This window comes from Xanthomonas sp. NCPPB 2922 (assembly GCF_041520885.1).
Taxonomy (GTDB): domain Bacteria; phylum Pseudomonadota; class Gammaproteobacteria; order Xanthomonadales; family Xanthomonadaceae; genus Xanthomonas; species Xanthomonas campestris.
On the sequence record NZ_JBGOFY010000009.1, the window covers coordinates 146,007 to 160,503 of the forward strand.

Below are 14,497 nucleotides of genomic sequence, written 5' to 3' on the forward strand. Positions count from 1 at the left end.
GGCGCCGGCGGTGCCGTCGTCAGGGTAACGCCACATTATCGCACGGCTTGGCCTGCCAGGCCGGGATTGGGGAATCGGGAATGGAGAATCGTAAAAGCAGACGGCATGACCTGCCGCTGTTTCCGATTCCCCACTCCCAACTCCCGATTCCCTGCGTCTCAGCCGCCCGCCTTCAACGCCACATAGCTGGTGGCCTTGCCATCGGTGACCAGCAGCATCACCACGTCGCCCTTCTTGTAGCTGGCCAACGCACGGTTCAGCTCGGCAACGCTGCCGACCTTGGTGCGGCCGACCCGGGCGATCACCAGGCCTGGGGCCAATGGCGGCTGGGTACTGCGTGCAGCCGAGCCGGTGACCGAGGCAATGCGCACGCCCTCACCCGCTTCCAGACCCATGCGACTGCGCTCGGTGGCGGTCAGGTCCGCAACCTGCAGGCCCAGCAGCTCCACGCTGGCCGGCGCGGACGGCTTGCTGTCATCTGCCGCAGTGCGCGGGGCGCTGCTGCCAGATTCGTTTTCCAGCGCGCCCAGGGTGACGGTGACCTTGCGCGGCTTGCCATCGCGCAAGACGTCCAGCGTGACCTTGGTTCCCGGCGGCATCAGGCCGATCATTGGCGGCAGGTCGCTGGCCACCGCGATTTCCTTGCCGTTGACCGAGCGGATCACATCACCCACCTCGATACCGGCCTTGCCAGCTGGGCTGCCGGCCGGGATGTCGTTGACCAGCGCGCCGCGCGTATCCGGCAGGCCCAGGCCTTGCGCCTTCAGCGTATCGATCGGACCGACGGCCACGCCCAGCATGCCGCGGCTGACATGCCCGCTGGCCTTGATCTGCTCGGCCGCACTGAAAGCCAGGTCGATCGGGATCGCGAAACTAATCCCCATGTAGCCGCCCGAGGCGGAGAAGATCTGCGAATTGATGCCGACAACTTCACCACGCGTATTGAGTAGCGGGCCACCGGAGTTGCCCTGGTTGATCGCCACGTCGGTCTGGATGAATGGCACGTAGCGCTGGTCGGCGTATGGATTGCTGCGACCGGTGGCGCTGACGATGCCGGCAGTGACCGAATGATCCAGCCCGAACGGCGAACCGATCGCCACCACCCACTGGCCCGGCTTGAGCGTGTTGGAATCGCCGATGCGCACGGTCGGCAGGCCCTTGGCCTCGATCTTGAGCAGGGCCACGTCGAACTGCTCGTCGCTGCCGACCACCTTGGCCTTGAACTCGCGACGGTCGGTGAGCTTGACGGTCACCTCGCTGGCGCCATCCACCACGTGATGATTGGTCAGCACATAGCCGTCTGCGGAAATGATGAAGCCCGAACCCATCGACTTGCCTGCGATGCCGCCATCGTCATCGCCCTGTCCCGGCCCCTGACGCGGGCCGCCCGGCATCTGGAAATCCGGGCCGAAGAAGCGCTTGAAGAACTCCGGCATCTGCTCGTCGTCGGGCATCGCGCCGCCGCCACGCCCGCCCGGACCGCCGCGCTGCGAGCGCGCCATGGCGTCCTTGCGGGTGATCGTGGTTTCGATATTGACCACGCCCGGACCGACCTGCTCGACCAGATTGGTGAAATCCGGCAAGCCCGCCACCAGCTGCGGCGCCGGCGTGGTGCTGCGGTTGGCCGCGATCGGCGCGCTGGTCTTGGCTGGCGCTTCGGGTTGCTGCGCGCAGGCAGCCAACGGTAGGGTCATGGCCAACAGGCCGAACATCTGGGTGCGGATGCGGGGATTCATCAGGTTGCCTCCGATGGCAGGGCGACAAGCGCCCAGACCCGAGCAGTTGCACGGGCCGGACACGGTAACGGGAGCATGGATGCCGAACGGGTGGGGAACGGCGAGAACATCAGTCCTGCGGTGGCGGAGCCGGCTGTGCTCGGCCTGCCGCAGCGGCCGCCTGCGGGGCGGGCTCGAACGGATAGAACGCTGGCGCCTGCCGGCTTTGACTGAAGCTGGCGTTGAGCGGGCTTTCGCCCGACCCCGCCAGTGCGGCGCGCGGCCACGGGCGGACCTGCAGCGTGGTTTCAGGATGCGTGAACGGGTTTGCCGCCGCCGGCGAGGCGACTGCTGGCGTTGCAGCCGGGGCCGCAGCCGAGGCCACCATCCGGGCCGGTGCCTGCTGGTTGCGCGCCGCCACGCTGCGAGCGACCTGCTGATTGCGGGTCGCCGCGCCACGCCGGGCCGAGGCCAGCGCCGCCGCGGGCACGGCCGCCGCCAGGGCAACCACGTCGTCCGGCGCATCCGGGGCCTTCGGCGCCTGTGGGGCGGGAGTGGATGCGGGCAGCCGTGCGGTGGTGGCGAACACCTGCTCGGCGGGCGCGGGCGCGGCCACCTCAGGCAGCCGTTCGCGGGACACGAACAAGGCGATCGCGGCGACCGATGCCGCCAACGCAGCACCGCCCCCCCAACGCCAGCGCGCAGCAGGGCGGGCCGCCGGCGCTGCGGCAGGTGCCGGTTCTTCGGCCACGGCAGCGCGCACCTTGGCGGTGAAATCCAGCGGCGCCGGGGCACTTGCCGCGCCGCGCAGCACATCGCCGCAGAGCTGCCAGCGCTCCTGGCAGCCGGCCAACTCTTCGTCATGGGCCAGGCGCCGCAGCAAAAAGCGCGACTCCTCGGCACTCAGCTCGCCATCCACCAGCGCAGACAGCTGCTGGCGATAATGACGTTCGAACTTGTCGGTGGTGGACATGTCAGGGTTATTGGTCATACACGGTGTCGCTCACGGGTAGCGCTTTCGGTCTCCAGCAGAGGCCGTAGCTCGATGTCGATGGCCTCGCGCGCCCGGAAGATGCGCGAGCGCACCGTTCCGATCGGGCAATCCATCTTTCGCGCGATCTCCTCGTAACTCAGCCCTTCCACCTCGCGCAGGGTGATGGCCGACCGGAGTTCTTCCGGCAAGGCTTGGACCGCACGCATCACCGTTTGTTCCAGCTCCTGTCGCATCAATTCGCGCTCCGGGGTGTCGGTGTCGCGCAAGCGGGTCGCACCATCGAATTGTTCGGCGTCGCTGACGTCGATGTCATCGGTGGGCGGGCGGCGATTGTGCGCAACCAGGTGGTTCTTGGCAGTGTTCACGGCAATGCGGTGCAGCCACGTATAGAACTGGGCGTCGCCACGAAAACTGTTGATCGCGCGGTAAGCGCGCACAAACGTATCCTGGGCCACGTCCTGGCATTCGCTCCAGTCGGCGATGTAGCGCCCGATCAGGGCGACGATCCGGTGCTGGTACTTGCGCACCAACACATCGAACGCCGCACTTTCGCCGCGCTGCACACGCCGGACCAGTTCCAGATCCAGCTCCTGAGGTGTATCGACTTCGGCCATGTCGGGCCGCACTCCTGTCTGCCCACCGAAGTCGGGCAATGAGACCGCCATTGAAAAGAAAAGTTCCTACCGATCCAAACGATCGCAGCGCTGCCGCAAACGGCGGCGCCGACGTGTCGCTGGCGACGCCTTGCACTGGGCCGGCACCGTCCATACGACAGGTATGGGTATTTGACGTGAAGGAAACAACCTCTGGATGATAACGGCCTTTCCTTATATCGCCGGATGGCCAACCGCATGCTTCCAGGTTTCGACGGGCTCCGATTCAGCCATTGGCAGGCAGACCTGCGCGAGGACGGCGTGCTCGTGCTCAGCCTCGACCGCCAGGGCGCGGCGGTCAACGCCTTCTCGCAGGACGTGCTGCTCGAACTGGGCGATGTCATCGAACGCCTGGCACTGGATCCGCCCAAGGGCGTGGTGCTGCGCTCGGCCAAGGCCAATGGCTTCATCGCCGGCGCCGATCTGAAGGAATTCCAGGAGTTCGACCGCCGCGGCACCGTCAACGACGCAATTCGCCGCGGCCAGCAGGTGTTCCAGAAACTGGCCGAACTGCCCTGCCCCACGGTGGCCGCCATCCACGGCTTCTGCATGGGCGGCGGCACCGAGATTGCACTGGCCTGCCGCTACCGGGTGGCCTCAGACGATGGCAGCACGCGCATCGGGCTGCCGGAAACCAAGCTCGGCATCTTTCCCGGCTGGGGCGGCAGCGCCCGCTTGCCGCGCCTGCTCGGGGCACCGGCGGCAATGGACCTGATGCTCACCGGGCGCACGGTGTCGGCCAAGGCTGCGCGGGCGATGGGCCTGGTCGACAAGGTTGCTGCACCGGCGGTGCTGGTGGATGTGGCTGCGGCGCTGGCATTGGCCGGCACCACGCGCCCGTTCAAGCAACGCGCCACCGCCTGGGCGACCAACACCCTGCTTGCACGCAAGCTGCTGGCACCGCAGATGCGCAAGCAGGTCGCGCGCAAGGCACGCAAGGAACACTATCCCGCGCCGTATGCGTTGATCGCCACGTGGGAGCGCGCCGGTGGCGGCGGGATCCAGGCCCGCCTGGCGGCCGAGCGCAAGGCAGTGGTCAAGCTGGCCAGTACGCCGGCAGCGCGCAATCTGATCCGCATCTTCTTCCTGACCGAGCGGCTCAAGGCCCTTGGCGGCAAGGACACCGGCTTGCCGGCCATCCGCCACGTGCATGTCGTCGGTGCCGGCGTGATGGGCGGTGATATCGCCGCGTGGGCGGCCTACAAGGGCTTTGAAGTCACGCTGCAGGACCGCGAACAGCGCTTCATCGATACCGCCCTGGCGCGCGGCGGCGAACTGTTTGGCAAGCGCGTAAAGGACGAGACCAAGCGCCCCGCGGTGGCCGCACGACTGCGCGGCGATCTGGCTGGCAGCGGCGTGGCGCAGGCGGATCTGGTGATCGAGGCGATCATCGAAAACCCGCAAGCCAAGCGCGACCTGTACCAAAGCATCGAGCCGCACCTCAAGCCGGATGCGCTACTCACCACCAACACCTCCTCGATCCCGTTGACCGAATTGCGCGGGCACATCCAGCGTCCGGCGCAGTTTGCCGGCCTGCACTACTTCAACCCGGTGGCGATGATGCCGCTGGTGGAAATCGTGCAGCACGACGGGCTGGATCCGGCCAACGTGGCGCGGCTGGCCGCGTTCTGCAAGGCGCTGGACAAATTCCCGGTACCGGTCGCCGGCACGCCAGGATTCCTGGTCAACCGCGTGCTGTTCCCGTACTTGCTGGAAGCGGCCACCGCCTATGCCGAGGGCATTCCAGGACCGGTGCTGGACAAGACCGCGGTGAAGTTCGGCATGCCGATGGGGCCGATCGAACTGATCGACGCCGTGGGCCTGGACGTGGCCGCCGGCGTCGGTGCGGAGCTCGCCCCGTTCCTGGGCCTGCCGATCCCGGCAGCATTGGCCACGGTGGAGGCCGGCAAGCGCGGCAAGAAGGACGGCCAGGGCTTGTACAAATGGGAAAACGGCCGCGCGGTCAAACCCGAGGTTGCCAGCGGCTACGAGGTGCCGGCGGACCTTGAAGACCGCCTGATCCTGCCATTGCTCAACGAAGCGGTGGCCTGCCTGCACGAAGGCGTGGTGGCCGATGCCGACCTGCTCGATGCCGGCGTGATCTTCGGCACCGGCTTTGCACCCTTCCGCGGCGGCCCGATCCAGCACATCCGCAGCGTCGGTGCAGACGCGCTGCTGGCCCGCCTGCACGCCTTACAGACGCGGTATGGCGAGCGGTTTGTACCGCGGCCGGGTTGGGAGTCGCCGGTGTTGCGGGAGCCGGTGGCATAAAAGATCTCAACCCAAAACGCCACTACGCAGTGGCGTTTTTTTTAGCCGCCGCGCAGGATCGGTTGAGTGAGCGTATTGCGAGCGCACAGCTGCCTGGCTGCAGAGCAATCGTGATTTCCTGCGCGGCACGGCATTCGTCGTTATTTGTTGGCTAACTGCGTGTGCTGTGCGCAGGAGGCATGCTAGTGGGAATGATGATGCGCGCCCTGGCCATGCGCATGACTATGCGCGTCGCCCGCAGCAGCCGGCGTGGAAGGCGTGCCGCACGGATCGGCTCCGCAATCGCCGCTCTCCACCTGCAAGGTGACGTGGGCGATGTCGAAGCGGTCATGCAGCAGTTCGCCCAGCGTTTGACGCAGGCGGTCGCGGTCGATCGTTTCGCCAACCACCACGTGGGCCGTCAAGGCCGGGGTGCTGGAGGCCAGGGCCCAGACGTGCAGATCATGTACGTCTTCGACGCCGGGATGGCTGGTGAGCGCCTGCTGCACCTGGGCGAGGTCGATGCCTTTGGGAACACCTTCCAGCAGCACATTGATCGCTTCGCGCAGCAACACCCAGGTGCGCGGCAATACCCATAGGCCGATCAGCACCGCCAGCACTGGGTCGATCCACTGCCAGCCGGTCCAACGGATCAGCAAGGCGCCGATGATCACCGCGACCGAGCCGAGCATGTCGCTCCACACTTCCAGATAGGCGCCCTTGACGTTGAGGCTTTCGCCACTGCCGGCGTGCAGCAGCTTCATCGCGATCAGGTTGATCACCAGGCCCAAACCGGCGATCAGCAGCATGCCGTTGGAGGAAATATCCTGCGGTGCGCGAAACCGCTGCGCGGCTTCCCAGAGGATATAGGCGCCCACGCCGAACAGCAGCGCGCCATTGACCAATGCACCCAGCGCTTCAAGGCGCACGTAACCGTAGGTACGACGCGCGTCTGCCGGGCGCCGGCTGAGCCGGACCGCGACCAGTGCAATCATCAAACCCAAGGTATCGGTGGCCATGTGCGCCGCATCCGACAACAACGCCAGGCTGTTGGACACGAACGCGCCGATGACTTCGGCCACCAGGAAGGTGGCGGTGAGAGCCAGCGCCCACCAGAGCGGTGTTTCGTGGCGGATTTCGCTGGGTGCGTGGCTGTGATCGTGTCCCATGGGGTGTCGGCCTTGTGCAATGCGCGCACCTTAGGGCCACGCGGTTGCGGAGACTATTACACCGGCGCGTGATGAGATCACATCACGTAAGGGCGGCGCTGCGCCTTATTGCCCAGCCCGGATAGCAACCTGGGGCGGCTAACGAAAGCTCTCGAATACCGTCGCAATGGCGGCACTTGCTGACCACACTGCCTTCATTGGCGGGTGGAGTGGTGCCGTATTAACAGTGACAGTGCTCGGATGGAGAGTCTGACCAGACCGCCCCGCATCAGACGGCCGCACCGCTTGCAAGCATGCGTACAGACCATCTCGACAGATCCTTGCACCCACCGTCGCGTGACCTCATGCGGCATGGATGCCGCATAAGAACCTACACGGAGAGACTTGCGGTGTGTCCCGCGATGGTGGGCGGGCAAGGGCCTTGCAGCCAGGCCGCAGATCATCGCTCTGCAGCCTACGCCGCCCCGTTCGATCACCTACAAAACGGATGCCGGTGACAGCGATGGACACATAGCGGTGGGCGTACCAGCTTCATCAGCTGCCCTCACACCTTGGCCACCAGCTTGACCACGCTGGAGAAATCCAGCCCGCCATTGCCAGCCCGGCTGTTCATGGCATACAGGTTGCGTGCCAGTTCGCCCAGCGGAATCGATGCGCCCGCCTGCACCGCGGCCTCGGCGACCAGGCCGAGGTCCTTGAGCATGAGGTCATTGCCGAAACCGCCGCTGTAGCCGCGCGAGGCAGGTGCATTCTCCAGCACACCGGGCCACGGGTTGCAGACCTCGGTGGCCCAGCTGCGCCCGGTGCTGACCGCCATCATCTGCGACAACACCGCCGGGTCGAGCCCCTGCGCCACGCCCAGCGCGATGGCTTCGCCGGTGGCGGCCATGATCACGCCCAACGCCATGTTGTTGCACAGCTTGGCCACCTGCCCGGCGCCGTTGTCGCCGACGTGGAAGAGGTTCTTGCCCATCGCCTGCAGTACCGGACGCGCCCGTTCCAGCGCCTGTGCAGCGCCGCCCACGATGAAGGTCAGTGTGCCGGCTGCAGCGCCCGCTGTGCCGCCGGATACCGGCGCATCCAGCATGTCCAGACCGCGCGCCTGCGCAGCAGTGGCCACCGTGCGTGCCATTGCCGGCGCAATGGTGCTGCAATCGATCACCAACGCGCCGGCGGGAATGTGCGCAAGGATGCCGGCATCGCCCAGATACAGCCCTTCCACGTGCTTGCTGGCAGGCAACATGGAGATGACGACCTCCGCGCCGTGCAGGGTGTCGCTTGCGGAACTGGCCACCTGCGCGCCGGCGGCATGTGCGGTATCCAATGCACTGCGCACCAGGTCGAACACACGCAGCTCGTGCCCGGCCTTGATCAGGTTGGCGGCCATCGGCCCGCCCATGTTGCCCAGGCCGATAAAAGCGATCTTGCTCATGCGGTTGCTCTCCGGATTAACGCGCGCCAAGGTCGGCCAGCGGGTGTTGCCCTGCCGGCCACGGCGCAGTGAAGAAGGTGGCTGCCCAGGCTGCATCGGCCTGTTCCAGCGTTGGCGGTTGCCATGCGGGCTGGCGATCCTTGTCGATCAACAACGCACGGATGCCTTCGGCGAAATCGCCATGCGCAGCCGCGTGCAACGCCACCATGTATTCGGTGCGAAACGCGTCCGCCAGCGTGGTGGTGCCGGGATGGCGCTGCAGCTCCCACGCCAGCCGTGCAGAACCCGGCGCGCCAGCGGCAAAGGTGGCGCGCGCGGCCTGCAGCCAGGCGTCTTCGCTTTGCAGTGCCAGTAGCGCGTCGGCAACCTGCTGCAGCGTGCCGGCCGAGACGATGGTCGCGATCAGCGCAGCGTGCAGTTGCAGGGGGCCAGGTTCCACTGGCTGCGCCAGACCCTGCAGGAAAGCGCCCAGCTGCGCGCGATCGTGAGCGGCATCACCGGTCCAGGCATGCGCGCTCAGCGCATCCAGCACCGCATCATATTGCGCATGTTCCAGGCGCACGTCGGCCAGTCCGGCGTAGATGGCGTCGCTGGCGTTGAGCGGTGCGCCGCTGAGCGCGAGAAACAGACCGCTGCCGTGGGGCACGCGGCGCAGCAACCAGCTGCCGCCCACGTCCGGAAACAATCCCACGCTGATCTCCGGCATTGCCAGCCGCGAGCGCTCGGTGACCACGCGATGGCTGGCACCCGACATCAAGCCGATGCCGCCGCCCATCACAATGCCGTGCCCCCAGCACAACACCGGCTTGGGAAAGCTGTGGATGCGATGGTCGAGACGGTATTCCTCCTCGAAAAACGCCGCGGCATGCGCGTTGGCCTGTGGCTGCGCAGCGCGCTGCGCGATCTCGGGCACCGCCTCCGCATGCGCGCGCATGCTCTGGTACAGCCCATGCAGATCGCCACCGGCGCAGAACGCCTTTTCACCGGCGCCACGCAAGACCACGCAGGCAATCTGCGCATCATCGGCCCAGGCACGTAGTTGCGCGTCCAGCAACCGCGTCATCTCCAACGACAGACCGTTGAGGGTCTTGGGCGCGTTCAAGGTGGCGATGCCGATGGAGTGACCATCGGCGCAGGCACGTTGCTCGAACAGCACCGGTGAATGATCGGAGGCGTGTGTTTCCACCATCAGTGATCGCTCCACTGCGGCGCGCGTTTTTCCAGGAACGCGGCCACACCTTCGCGCTGGTCGGGATGTTCGAACAGGTCCACAAAAGCTTCGCGCTCTGCCACCAAGGCGGCCGCGTGCGTGCCATGGCGTGTGGCTTGCACCAGGCGCTTGCACGCCGCCACGCTCTGCGGGCTTTGCTTGCCGGCGCGTTGCGCCCAGGCGATGGCGTGCGCGCGTGCTTCGCCGGGGCCGACCACCTCTTCCACCAGGCCGATGCGCTGCGCGGTGGCGGCATCGATGCGTTCGCCCAGCAGGATCATGCGCTTGGCCCAGCCCTCGCCTACCAGCCGCGCCAGGTTTTGCGTCCCACCGGCGCACGGCAGCAGGCCGACGCTGGCTTCCGGCAATGCCAGGTGCGCCTGTTGTTCGGCAATGCGCAGGTCGCAGGCCAGTGCGCATTCCAGGCCGCCGCCCATGGCGTAGCCATTGATCGCCGCGACCGACACGCCGCGGAATGCGCTCAGGGCTTCGAAGGCCTCGCCGAAGCGGCGCGCTGCCTCGCGTGCCAGCGCCTTGTCGCCCTCGGCAAACTGCTTGAGGTCAGCGCCGGCACTGAAGAACTTGTCGCCGGCGCCGGTGATCACCAAGGCATAGATGCTGCGGTCGGCATCCAGCGTCAGCACCAGGTCGCGCAAGGCGGCCAGGCTGTGCACGGTCCAGGTATTGGCTGGCGGGTTGCTCAACGTCACGATGGCGACGTGGCCATCGCGCTCGAGCTGCAAACCGGTATGCGCGCGTCCTTCCCAGTCGCTCATCGCAACTGCTCCTCGCTGTTGAGCAGGTGGCGCGCGATGATCATGCGCATCACCTCGTTGGTGCCTTCCAGGATGCGATGCACGCGGCTGTCGCGCAGCAGGCGCTCGATCGGGTATTCGCGGATATAGCCATAGCCGCCGTGGATCTGCAGCGCCTCGTCGCAGATCGCAAAGCCGGCGTCGGTGGCGAAGCGCTTGGCCATGGCGCACCACACCGTTGCGTCGTGGCTGCCGGCGTCGAGCTTGCGCGCGGCGGTGTGCACCATCTGGCGTGCGGCCACCAGTTGCGTGGCCATGTCGGCCAGCTTGAATTGCAGCGCCTGGAAATCGGCCAACTTTTTGCCGAACTGCCGGCGCTCGCCCATGTAGCGGCGCGCCGCATCCAGTGCGCCTTGCGCGGCGCCCAGCGAGCAGGCGGCGATATTGATCCGGCCACCGTCCAGCGCCTTCATCGCCATCTTGAACCCCTCGCCTTCCTTGCCGAGCAGGTTGCCGGCGGGAATGCGCACATCGGTGAAGGTGATGCCACGCGTGGGCTGGCTGTTCCAGCCCATCTTTTCTTCCTTGCGGCCGTAGCTGATGCCCGGCGCATCGGCCGCCACCACGAACGCACTGATACCGCGTGCGCCGTCTTCACCGGTGCGTGCCATCACCACCAGCACATCGGTGGCGCCCGCGCCGGAAATGAAGGCCTTGCTGCCGTTGAGCACGTAGTCGTCGCCGTCGCGCTGGGCGCGGGTCTTCAACGAGGCAGCATCCGAGCCACTCCCCGGCTCGGTCAGGCAGTACGAGCCCAGCTTGGCGCCGCTGGTCATCGCCTCACCCCACTGCGCACGCACACCGTCATTGCCGTAGCTGGCAATCAACCAGGTGGCCATGTTGTGGATGGTGATGAAGGCCGAAGTGGACGGATCGACCGTGGCCAGCTCCTCGAACACGATGGCCGCGTCCAGGCGCCGCATGCCCAGGCCGCCAACGCCTTCGTCGGTGTAAAGGCCGCAAAAGCCGAGCTCGGCCGCCTTGCCGATGGCCTCGCGCGGGAAGTGGCTTTCCGCGTCCCAGCGCGCGGCGTGCGGGGCCAGTTCCTTGTCGGCGAAGTCGCGCGCGGCGGCACGGAAGGCCTGCTGTTCGTCGTTCAAATCCACCGGGTCGGTGGGCAGTTGGATCGCTGCGTTCATGGCTGTGGGCTAGGCTTATTTGAGGGAAATGGTGGTGTTGACGCCATGCCCCAGCGTCTCGTCGTCGAACCAGCGCGCGGTAATGGTCTTGGTCTGCGTGTAGAACATCACCACCTGCTTGCCGTACGGCCCCAGGTCGCCGAGCTTGGAAGCACGCGAGCCGGTGAAGGAGAACAGCGGCACCGGCACCGGGATTGGCACGTTGATGCCGACCTGGCCCACGTCGATGTCTTCCTGGAAGCGCCGCGCGGCCGCACCGGACTGCGTAAACAGCGCGGTGCCGTTGCCATTGGGATTGGCATTGACCAGTGCGATGGCCTCCTCCAGCGTGGCCGCCTCCAGGATCACCAGCACCGGCCCGAAGATTTCTTCGTCGTAGATGCGCATGCCCGGTGTGACGCCGGAAAAAATGGTGGGGCCGACGAAATTGCCGTGCTCCAGGCCAGGCACCTGCGGCGTGCGACCATCCAGTTCCAGGGTGGCGCCTTGCTCGACGCCCGAGGCAATCAGGCCCTCGACGCGCTCACGCGCCGCGCAGGAAATCAGCGGCCCCACATCGGTGCCCGGCGTGCTGCCGGCGCCGAGTTTCAAGCCCCTGGCCTTGGCCACCAGCGCCGGAATCCACTGCCGTGCCTCGCCCACCAGCACCAGCGTGGAGGCGGCCATGCAGCGCTGGCCGGCCGCACCGAAGGCCGCACCGACCATCGCATTGAGGGTCTGCTCCTGATTGGCGTCCGGCAGCACCACCGCGTGATTCTTGGCGCCCATCATGCATTGCACGCGCTTGCCGGCCAGCGAGGCACGCCGATACACATGCGTGCCCACCTTGGTGGAGCCCACGAACGACAGCGCCTTGATGTCGGGGTGGTCGCACAGCGCGTTGACCACTTCTTCGCCGCCGTGCACCACGTTGAGCACGCCCTTGGGGATGCCTGCTTCCAGCGCTAGCTCAACCAGGCGCATGGTCACCATCGGGTCTTGCTCGGAGGGCTTGAGCACGAAGGTATTGCCGGTGGCGATGGCCATCGGAAACATCCACAGCGGAATCATGGCCGGGAAGTTGAACGGGGTGATGCCGGCGCACACGCCCAGCGGCTGTAGCAAGGTGTAGGTGTCCACGCCATTGGCGACGTTGTTGGCCAGCTCGCCCAACTGCAGGTTGCCGATCGCCGCGGCGTGTTCCACCACTTCCAGGCCGCGGAACACATCGCCTTCGGCATCGGCCAGGGTCTTGCCCTGCTCGGCGCTGAGGATGGCGGCCAGCTCGGGCATGTGTTCGCGGATCAGCTGCTGATATTTGAGAAAGATGCGCGCGCGGGTTGCGATCGGCGTCTTGCGCCAGCCCACGAAGGCCTGCTGCGCGGCGGCCACGGCCGCGTCCACCTCGGCCGGCGTGGCAAAGGGCACCTGGGCCAGCACAGTCTGGTCGGCCGGGTTGACGACGTCCTGCCAGTGCGTGGTGGCGGAGGCGACCAGGGCGCCATCGATCAACAGGGAAACGCGTGGGACGGATTCGCTCATTGCAGGGCTCGCTTACAAAGGGGGCTGATCAGCTGCTTCGCATTGTTCGCATCCAGCCAGCGCCTTCCCAGTCTTGAACTGCTTAATCGCGCTAAGCTGCGGGCAGTCTTTTGCGAAGCTTGCGAATGCCCCAGTCCAGCGCCCTCCTCCGCCATCAGCTCGGCCTGCGTCTGCAGCGCCTGCGCCAGCGGCACGGGCTGACCCAGGCCGAACTGGCACGTCGGCTCGGCCTGTCGCCGAGCTATCTCAACCAGATCGAACGCAACCAGCGCCCGCTGACGCTGGCGATCCAGCAACGCCTCAAAACCGCGCTGGGCGACCTGGACGGCCTGCTGAGCGCGGACGACCCGGCGGCACTGGTCGAGCCGCTGGATGAGGCGTTACGTGCGCTCGGGCATGGCCTGTCGGCGGCGGAACTGCGCATGCTCACCGGCAACCTGCCGCAGGTGGCACAGGCGCTGCTGGACCTGCAGCGCGCGCATACGCATCTGCAAGAGCGCACTGCCGCGCTGGAAGTGCAGGTGGGCGCCGAACACGCCGCGTTGCCGTCGCTGTCGCCGGGCGAGCAGGTGCGCGACTACTTCAACCGCGCGCACAACTACCTGCCCGAGCTCGACGAACGCGCCGAGGCGCTCTACACCGAACTTGGGCTGACCCCGGAAAACCTGCGTCTGCGTCTGCGCCAGCGCCTGGCCGACCGCCACGGGCTGCTTGTGCAGGAAGCACCTGACCTGCACAGCGACAAACGCAGCGTGGATGTGCAGGCGCGCGTGCTGTGGCTGCCCGCCCATCTGCGCCCTGGCCAGCAAGCGTTCCAGATGGCGGCGCAATTGGCCTTGCTGGAATGTGGGCCGCTACTCGATGCGCGCATCGCCGATGCCGGGTTTGAGGATGCCGAACGCATTGCGTTGTCGCGGATCGGCTTGTCGAACTATTTCGCCGGCGCGCTGGTGATGCCGTACACGCCGTTCCTGCACAGCGCGCAGGCATCGCGCTACGACATCGAGTGGCTGGCCGACCGCTTCGGCGTCGGCTTCGAGGCGGTCTGTCATCGCCTGAGCACCTTGCAGCGGCGCGGTGCGGCAGGCCTGCCGATCTTTTTCATGCGCGTGGACCGTGCCGGCAATGTGTCCAAGCGCCACTCCGCCACCGACTTCCATTTTTCGCACGTCGGCGGCGCCTGCCCGTTGTGGATCGTCTACGAAGCCTTCAACCAGCCCGACCGCATCCTCACCCAGATCGCACGTATGCCCGATGGCCGTCGCTATTTCTGGCTGGCCCGGCAGGTGACCAGCGGGCCGCCCGGCTATGGGCGGCCACGCAAGACCTTCGCGCTGGCGATGGGCTGCGACCTGCGCCATGCCGATCAACTGGTCTACGCACGTGGCTGGGATCTGGGCGCAGTGGACGATGCAGTACGGATCGGCCCGGGCTGCCTGACCTGCGAACGCAGCGACTGTGTGCAGCGCGCATTCCCGGCGCTGCCACGGCTGCCGGGCACGCGTTAGTCCGCCGACGTGTGCGGCGCGACTACCTCATACGGATGCGATGCGGCGCACTGCGCCAGCGTGACGCAAGCGGGCGCTAGCGCTGCACTGC

The 14,497-nt window shown here is 66.8% G+C and carries 11 protein-coding genes; 2 read left to right on the forward strand and 9 right to left on the reverse strand.

The window, feature by feature from the left end:
• Positions 1-158: 158 nt before the first annotated feature.
• The 3 genes from ACD584_RS12320 to rpoE form a co-directional block, all read right to left on the reverse strand.
• Positions 159-1,736, reverse strand: a complete 1,578-nt coding sequence (locus ACD584_RS12320) for a DegQ family serine endoprotease (protein ID WP_076036134.1) — start codon at positions 1,734-1,736, stop codon at positions 159-161.
• Between the two features lie 109 nt (positions 1,737-1,845).
• Positions 1,846-2,706: a sigma-E factor negative regulatory protein gene (locus ACD584_RS12325; protein ID WP_076036135.1), complete on the reverse strand. Its 861-nt coding sequence runs from the start codon at positions 2,704-2,706 to the stop codon at positions 1,846-1,848.
• Positions 2,703-3,323: an RNA polymerase sigma factor RpoE gene (gene rpoE, locus ACD584_RS12330; RefSeq protein WP_011036461.1), complete on the reverse strand. Its 621-nt coding sequence runs from the start codon at positions 3,321-3,323 to the stop codon at positions 2,703-2,705. The genes ACD584_RS12325 and rpoE overlap by 4 nt, the downstream gene beginning before the upstream one ends.
• 237 nt (positions 3,324-3,560) lie before the next feature.
• Here rpoE and ACD584_RS12335 point away from each other — a divergent pair, with 237 nt between their 5' ends.
• The gene (locus ACD584_RS12335) at positions 3,561-5,633 is read left to right on the forward strand and encodes a 3-hydroxyacyl-CoA dehydrogenase NAD-binding domain-containing protein (RefSeq protein WP_076037742.1); all 2,073 of its coding nucleotides are present in this window, start codon (positions 3,561-3,563) and stop codon (positions 5,631-5,633) included.
• Positions 5,634-5,815: 182 nt separating this feature from the next.
• Here the strand turns inward: ACD584_RS12335 and ACD584_RS12340 are convergent, their stop codons facing one another.
• From ACD584_RS12340 to ACD584_RS12365, 6 genes are all read right to left on the reverse strand, one after another.
• A complete protein-coding gene (locus ACD584_RS12340; RefSeq protein ID WP_076036136.1) occupies positions 5,816-6,781 on the reverse strand; it encodes a cation diffusion facilitator family transporter in 966 nt (321 codons plus the stop codon).
• Between the two features lie 544 nt (positions 6,782-7,325).
• The gene (mmsB, locus tag ACD584_RS12345) at positions 7,326-8,213 is read right to left on the reverse strand and encodes a 3-hydroxyisobutyrate dehydrogenase (RefSeq protein WP_050912357.1); all 888 of its coding nucleotides are present in this window, start codon (positions 8,211-8,213) and stop codon (positions 7,326-7,328) included.
• A gap of 16 nt (positions 8,214-8,229) precedes the next feature.
• Complete coding sequence (locus ACD584_RS12350; protein ID WP_372357290.1) at positions 8,230-9,417, reverse strand: enoyl-CoA hydratase/isomerase family protein; 1,188 nt, start codon at positions 9,415-9,417, stop codon at positions 8,230-8,232.
• A complete protein-coding gene (locus ACD584_RS12355; RefSeq protein WP_011036456.1) occupies positions 9,402-10,199 on the reverse strand; it encodes an enoyl-CoA hydratase in 798 nt (265 codons plus the stop codon). Before ACD584_RS12355 ends, ACD584_RS12350 begins: the two co-directional genes overlap by 16 nt.
• Positions 10,196-11,377: an acyl-CoA dehydrogenase family protein gene (locus ACD584_RS12360; RefSeq protein ID WP_011036455.1), complete on the reverse strand. Its 1,182-nt coding sequence runs from the start codon at positions 11,375-11,377 to the stop codon at positions 10,196-10,198. The genes ACD584_RS12355 and ACD584_RS12360 overlap by 4 nt, the downstream gene beginning before the upstream one ends.
• 15 nt (positions 11,378-11,392) lie before the next feature.
• A complete protein-coding gene (locus tag ACD584_RS12365) occupies positions 11,393-12,898 on the reverse strand; it encodes a CoA-acylating methylmalonate-semialdehyde dehydrogenase (RefSeq protein WP_076036138.1) in 1,506 nt (501 codons plus the stop codon).
• Positions 12,899-13,023: 125 nt separating this feature from the next.
• On the opposite strand from ACD584_RS12365, the gene ACD584_RS12370 reads away from it, so the two are divergent.
• On the forward strand, positions 13,024-14,406 hold the full coding sequence (locus tag ACD584_RS12370; RefSeq protein WP_011036453.1) for a short-chain fatty acyl-CoA regulator family protein: 1,383 nt from the start codon (positions 13,024-13,026) through the stop codon (positions 14,404-14,406).
• Positions 14,407-14,497 lie beyond the last annotated feature (91 nt).

Coding starts and splice junctions, on each gene's coding strand:
- mmsB (WP_050912357.1), bottom strand. CDS start 8,213: ATGAGCAAGATCGCTTTTATCGGCCTGGGCAACATGGGCGGGCCGATG.
- ACD584_RS12325 (WP_076036135.1), bottom strand. CDS start 2,706: ATGACCAATAACCCTGACATGTCCACCACCGACAAGTTCGAACGTCAT.
- ACD584_RS12360 (WP_011036455.1), bottom strand. CDS start 11,377: ATGAACGCAGCGATCCAACTGCCCACCGACCCGGTGGATTTGAACGAC.
- rpoE (WP_011036461.1), bottom strand. CDS start 3,323: ATGGCCGAAGTCGATACACCTCAGGAGCTGGATCTGGAACTGGTCCGG.
- ACD584_RS12365 (WP_076036138.1), bottom strand. CDS start 12,898: ATGAGCGAATCCGTCCCACGCGTTTCCCTGTTGATCGATGGCGCCCTG.
- ACD584_RS12370 (WP_011036453.1), top strand. CDS start 13,024: ATGCCCCAGTCCAGCGCCCTCCTCCGCCATCAGCTCGGCCTGCGTCTG.
- ACD584_RS12340 (WP_076036136.1), bottom strand. CDS start 6,781: ATGGGACACGATCACAGCCACGCACCCAGCGAAATCCGCCACGAAACA.
- ACD584_RS12320 (WP_076036134.1), bottom strand. CDS start 1,736: ATGAATCCCCGCATCCGCACCCAGATGTTCGGCCTGTTGGCCATGACC.
- ACD584_RS12355 (WP_011036456.1), bottom strand. CDS start 10,199: ATGAGCGACTGGGAAGGACGCGCGCATACCGGTTTGCAGCTCGAGCGC.
- ACD584_RS12335 (WP_076037742.1), top strand. CDS start 3,561: ATGCTTCCAGGTTTCGACGGGCTCCGATTCAGCCATTGGCAGGCAGAC.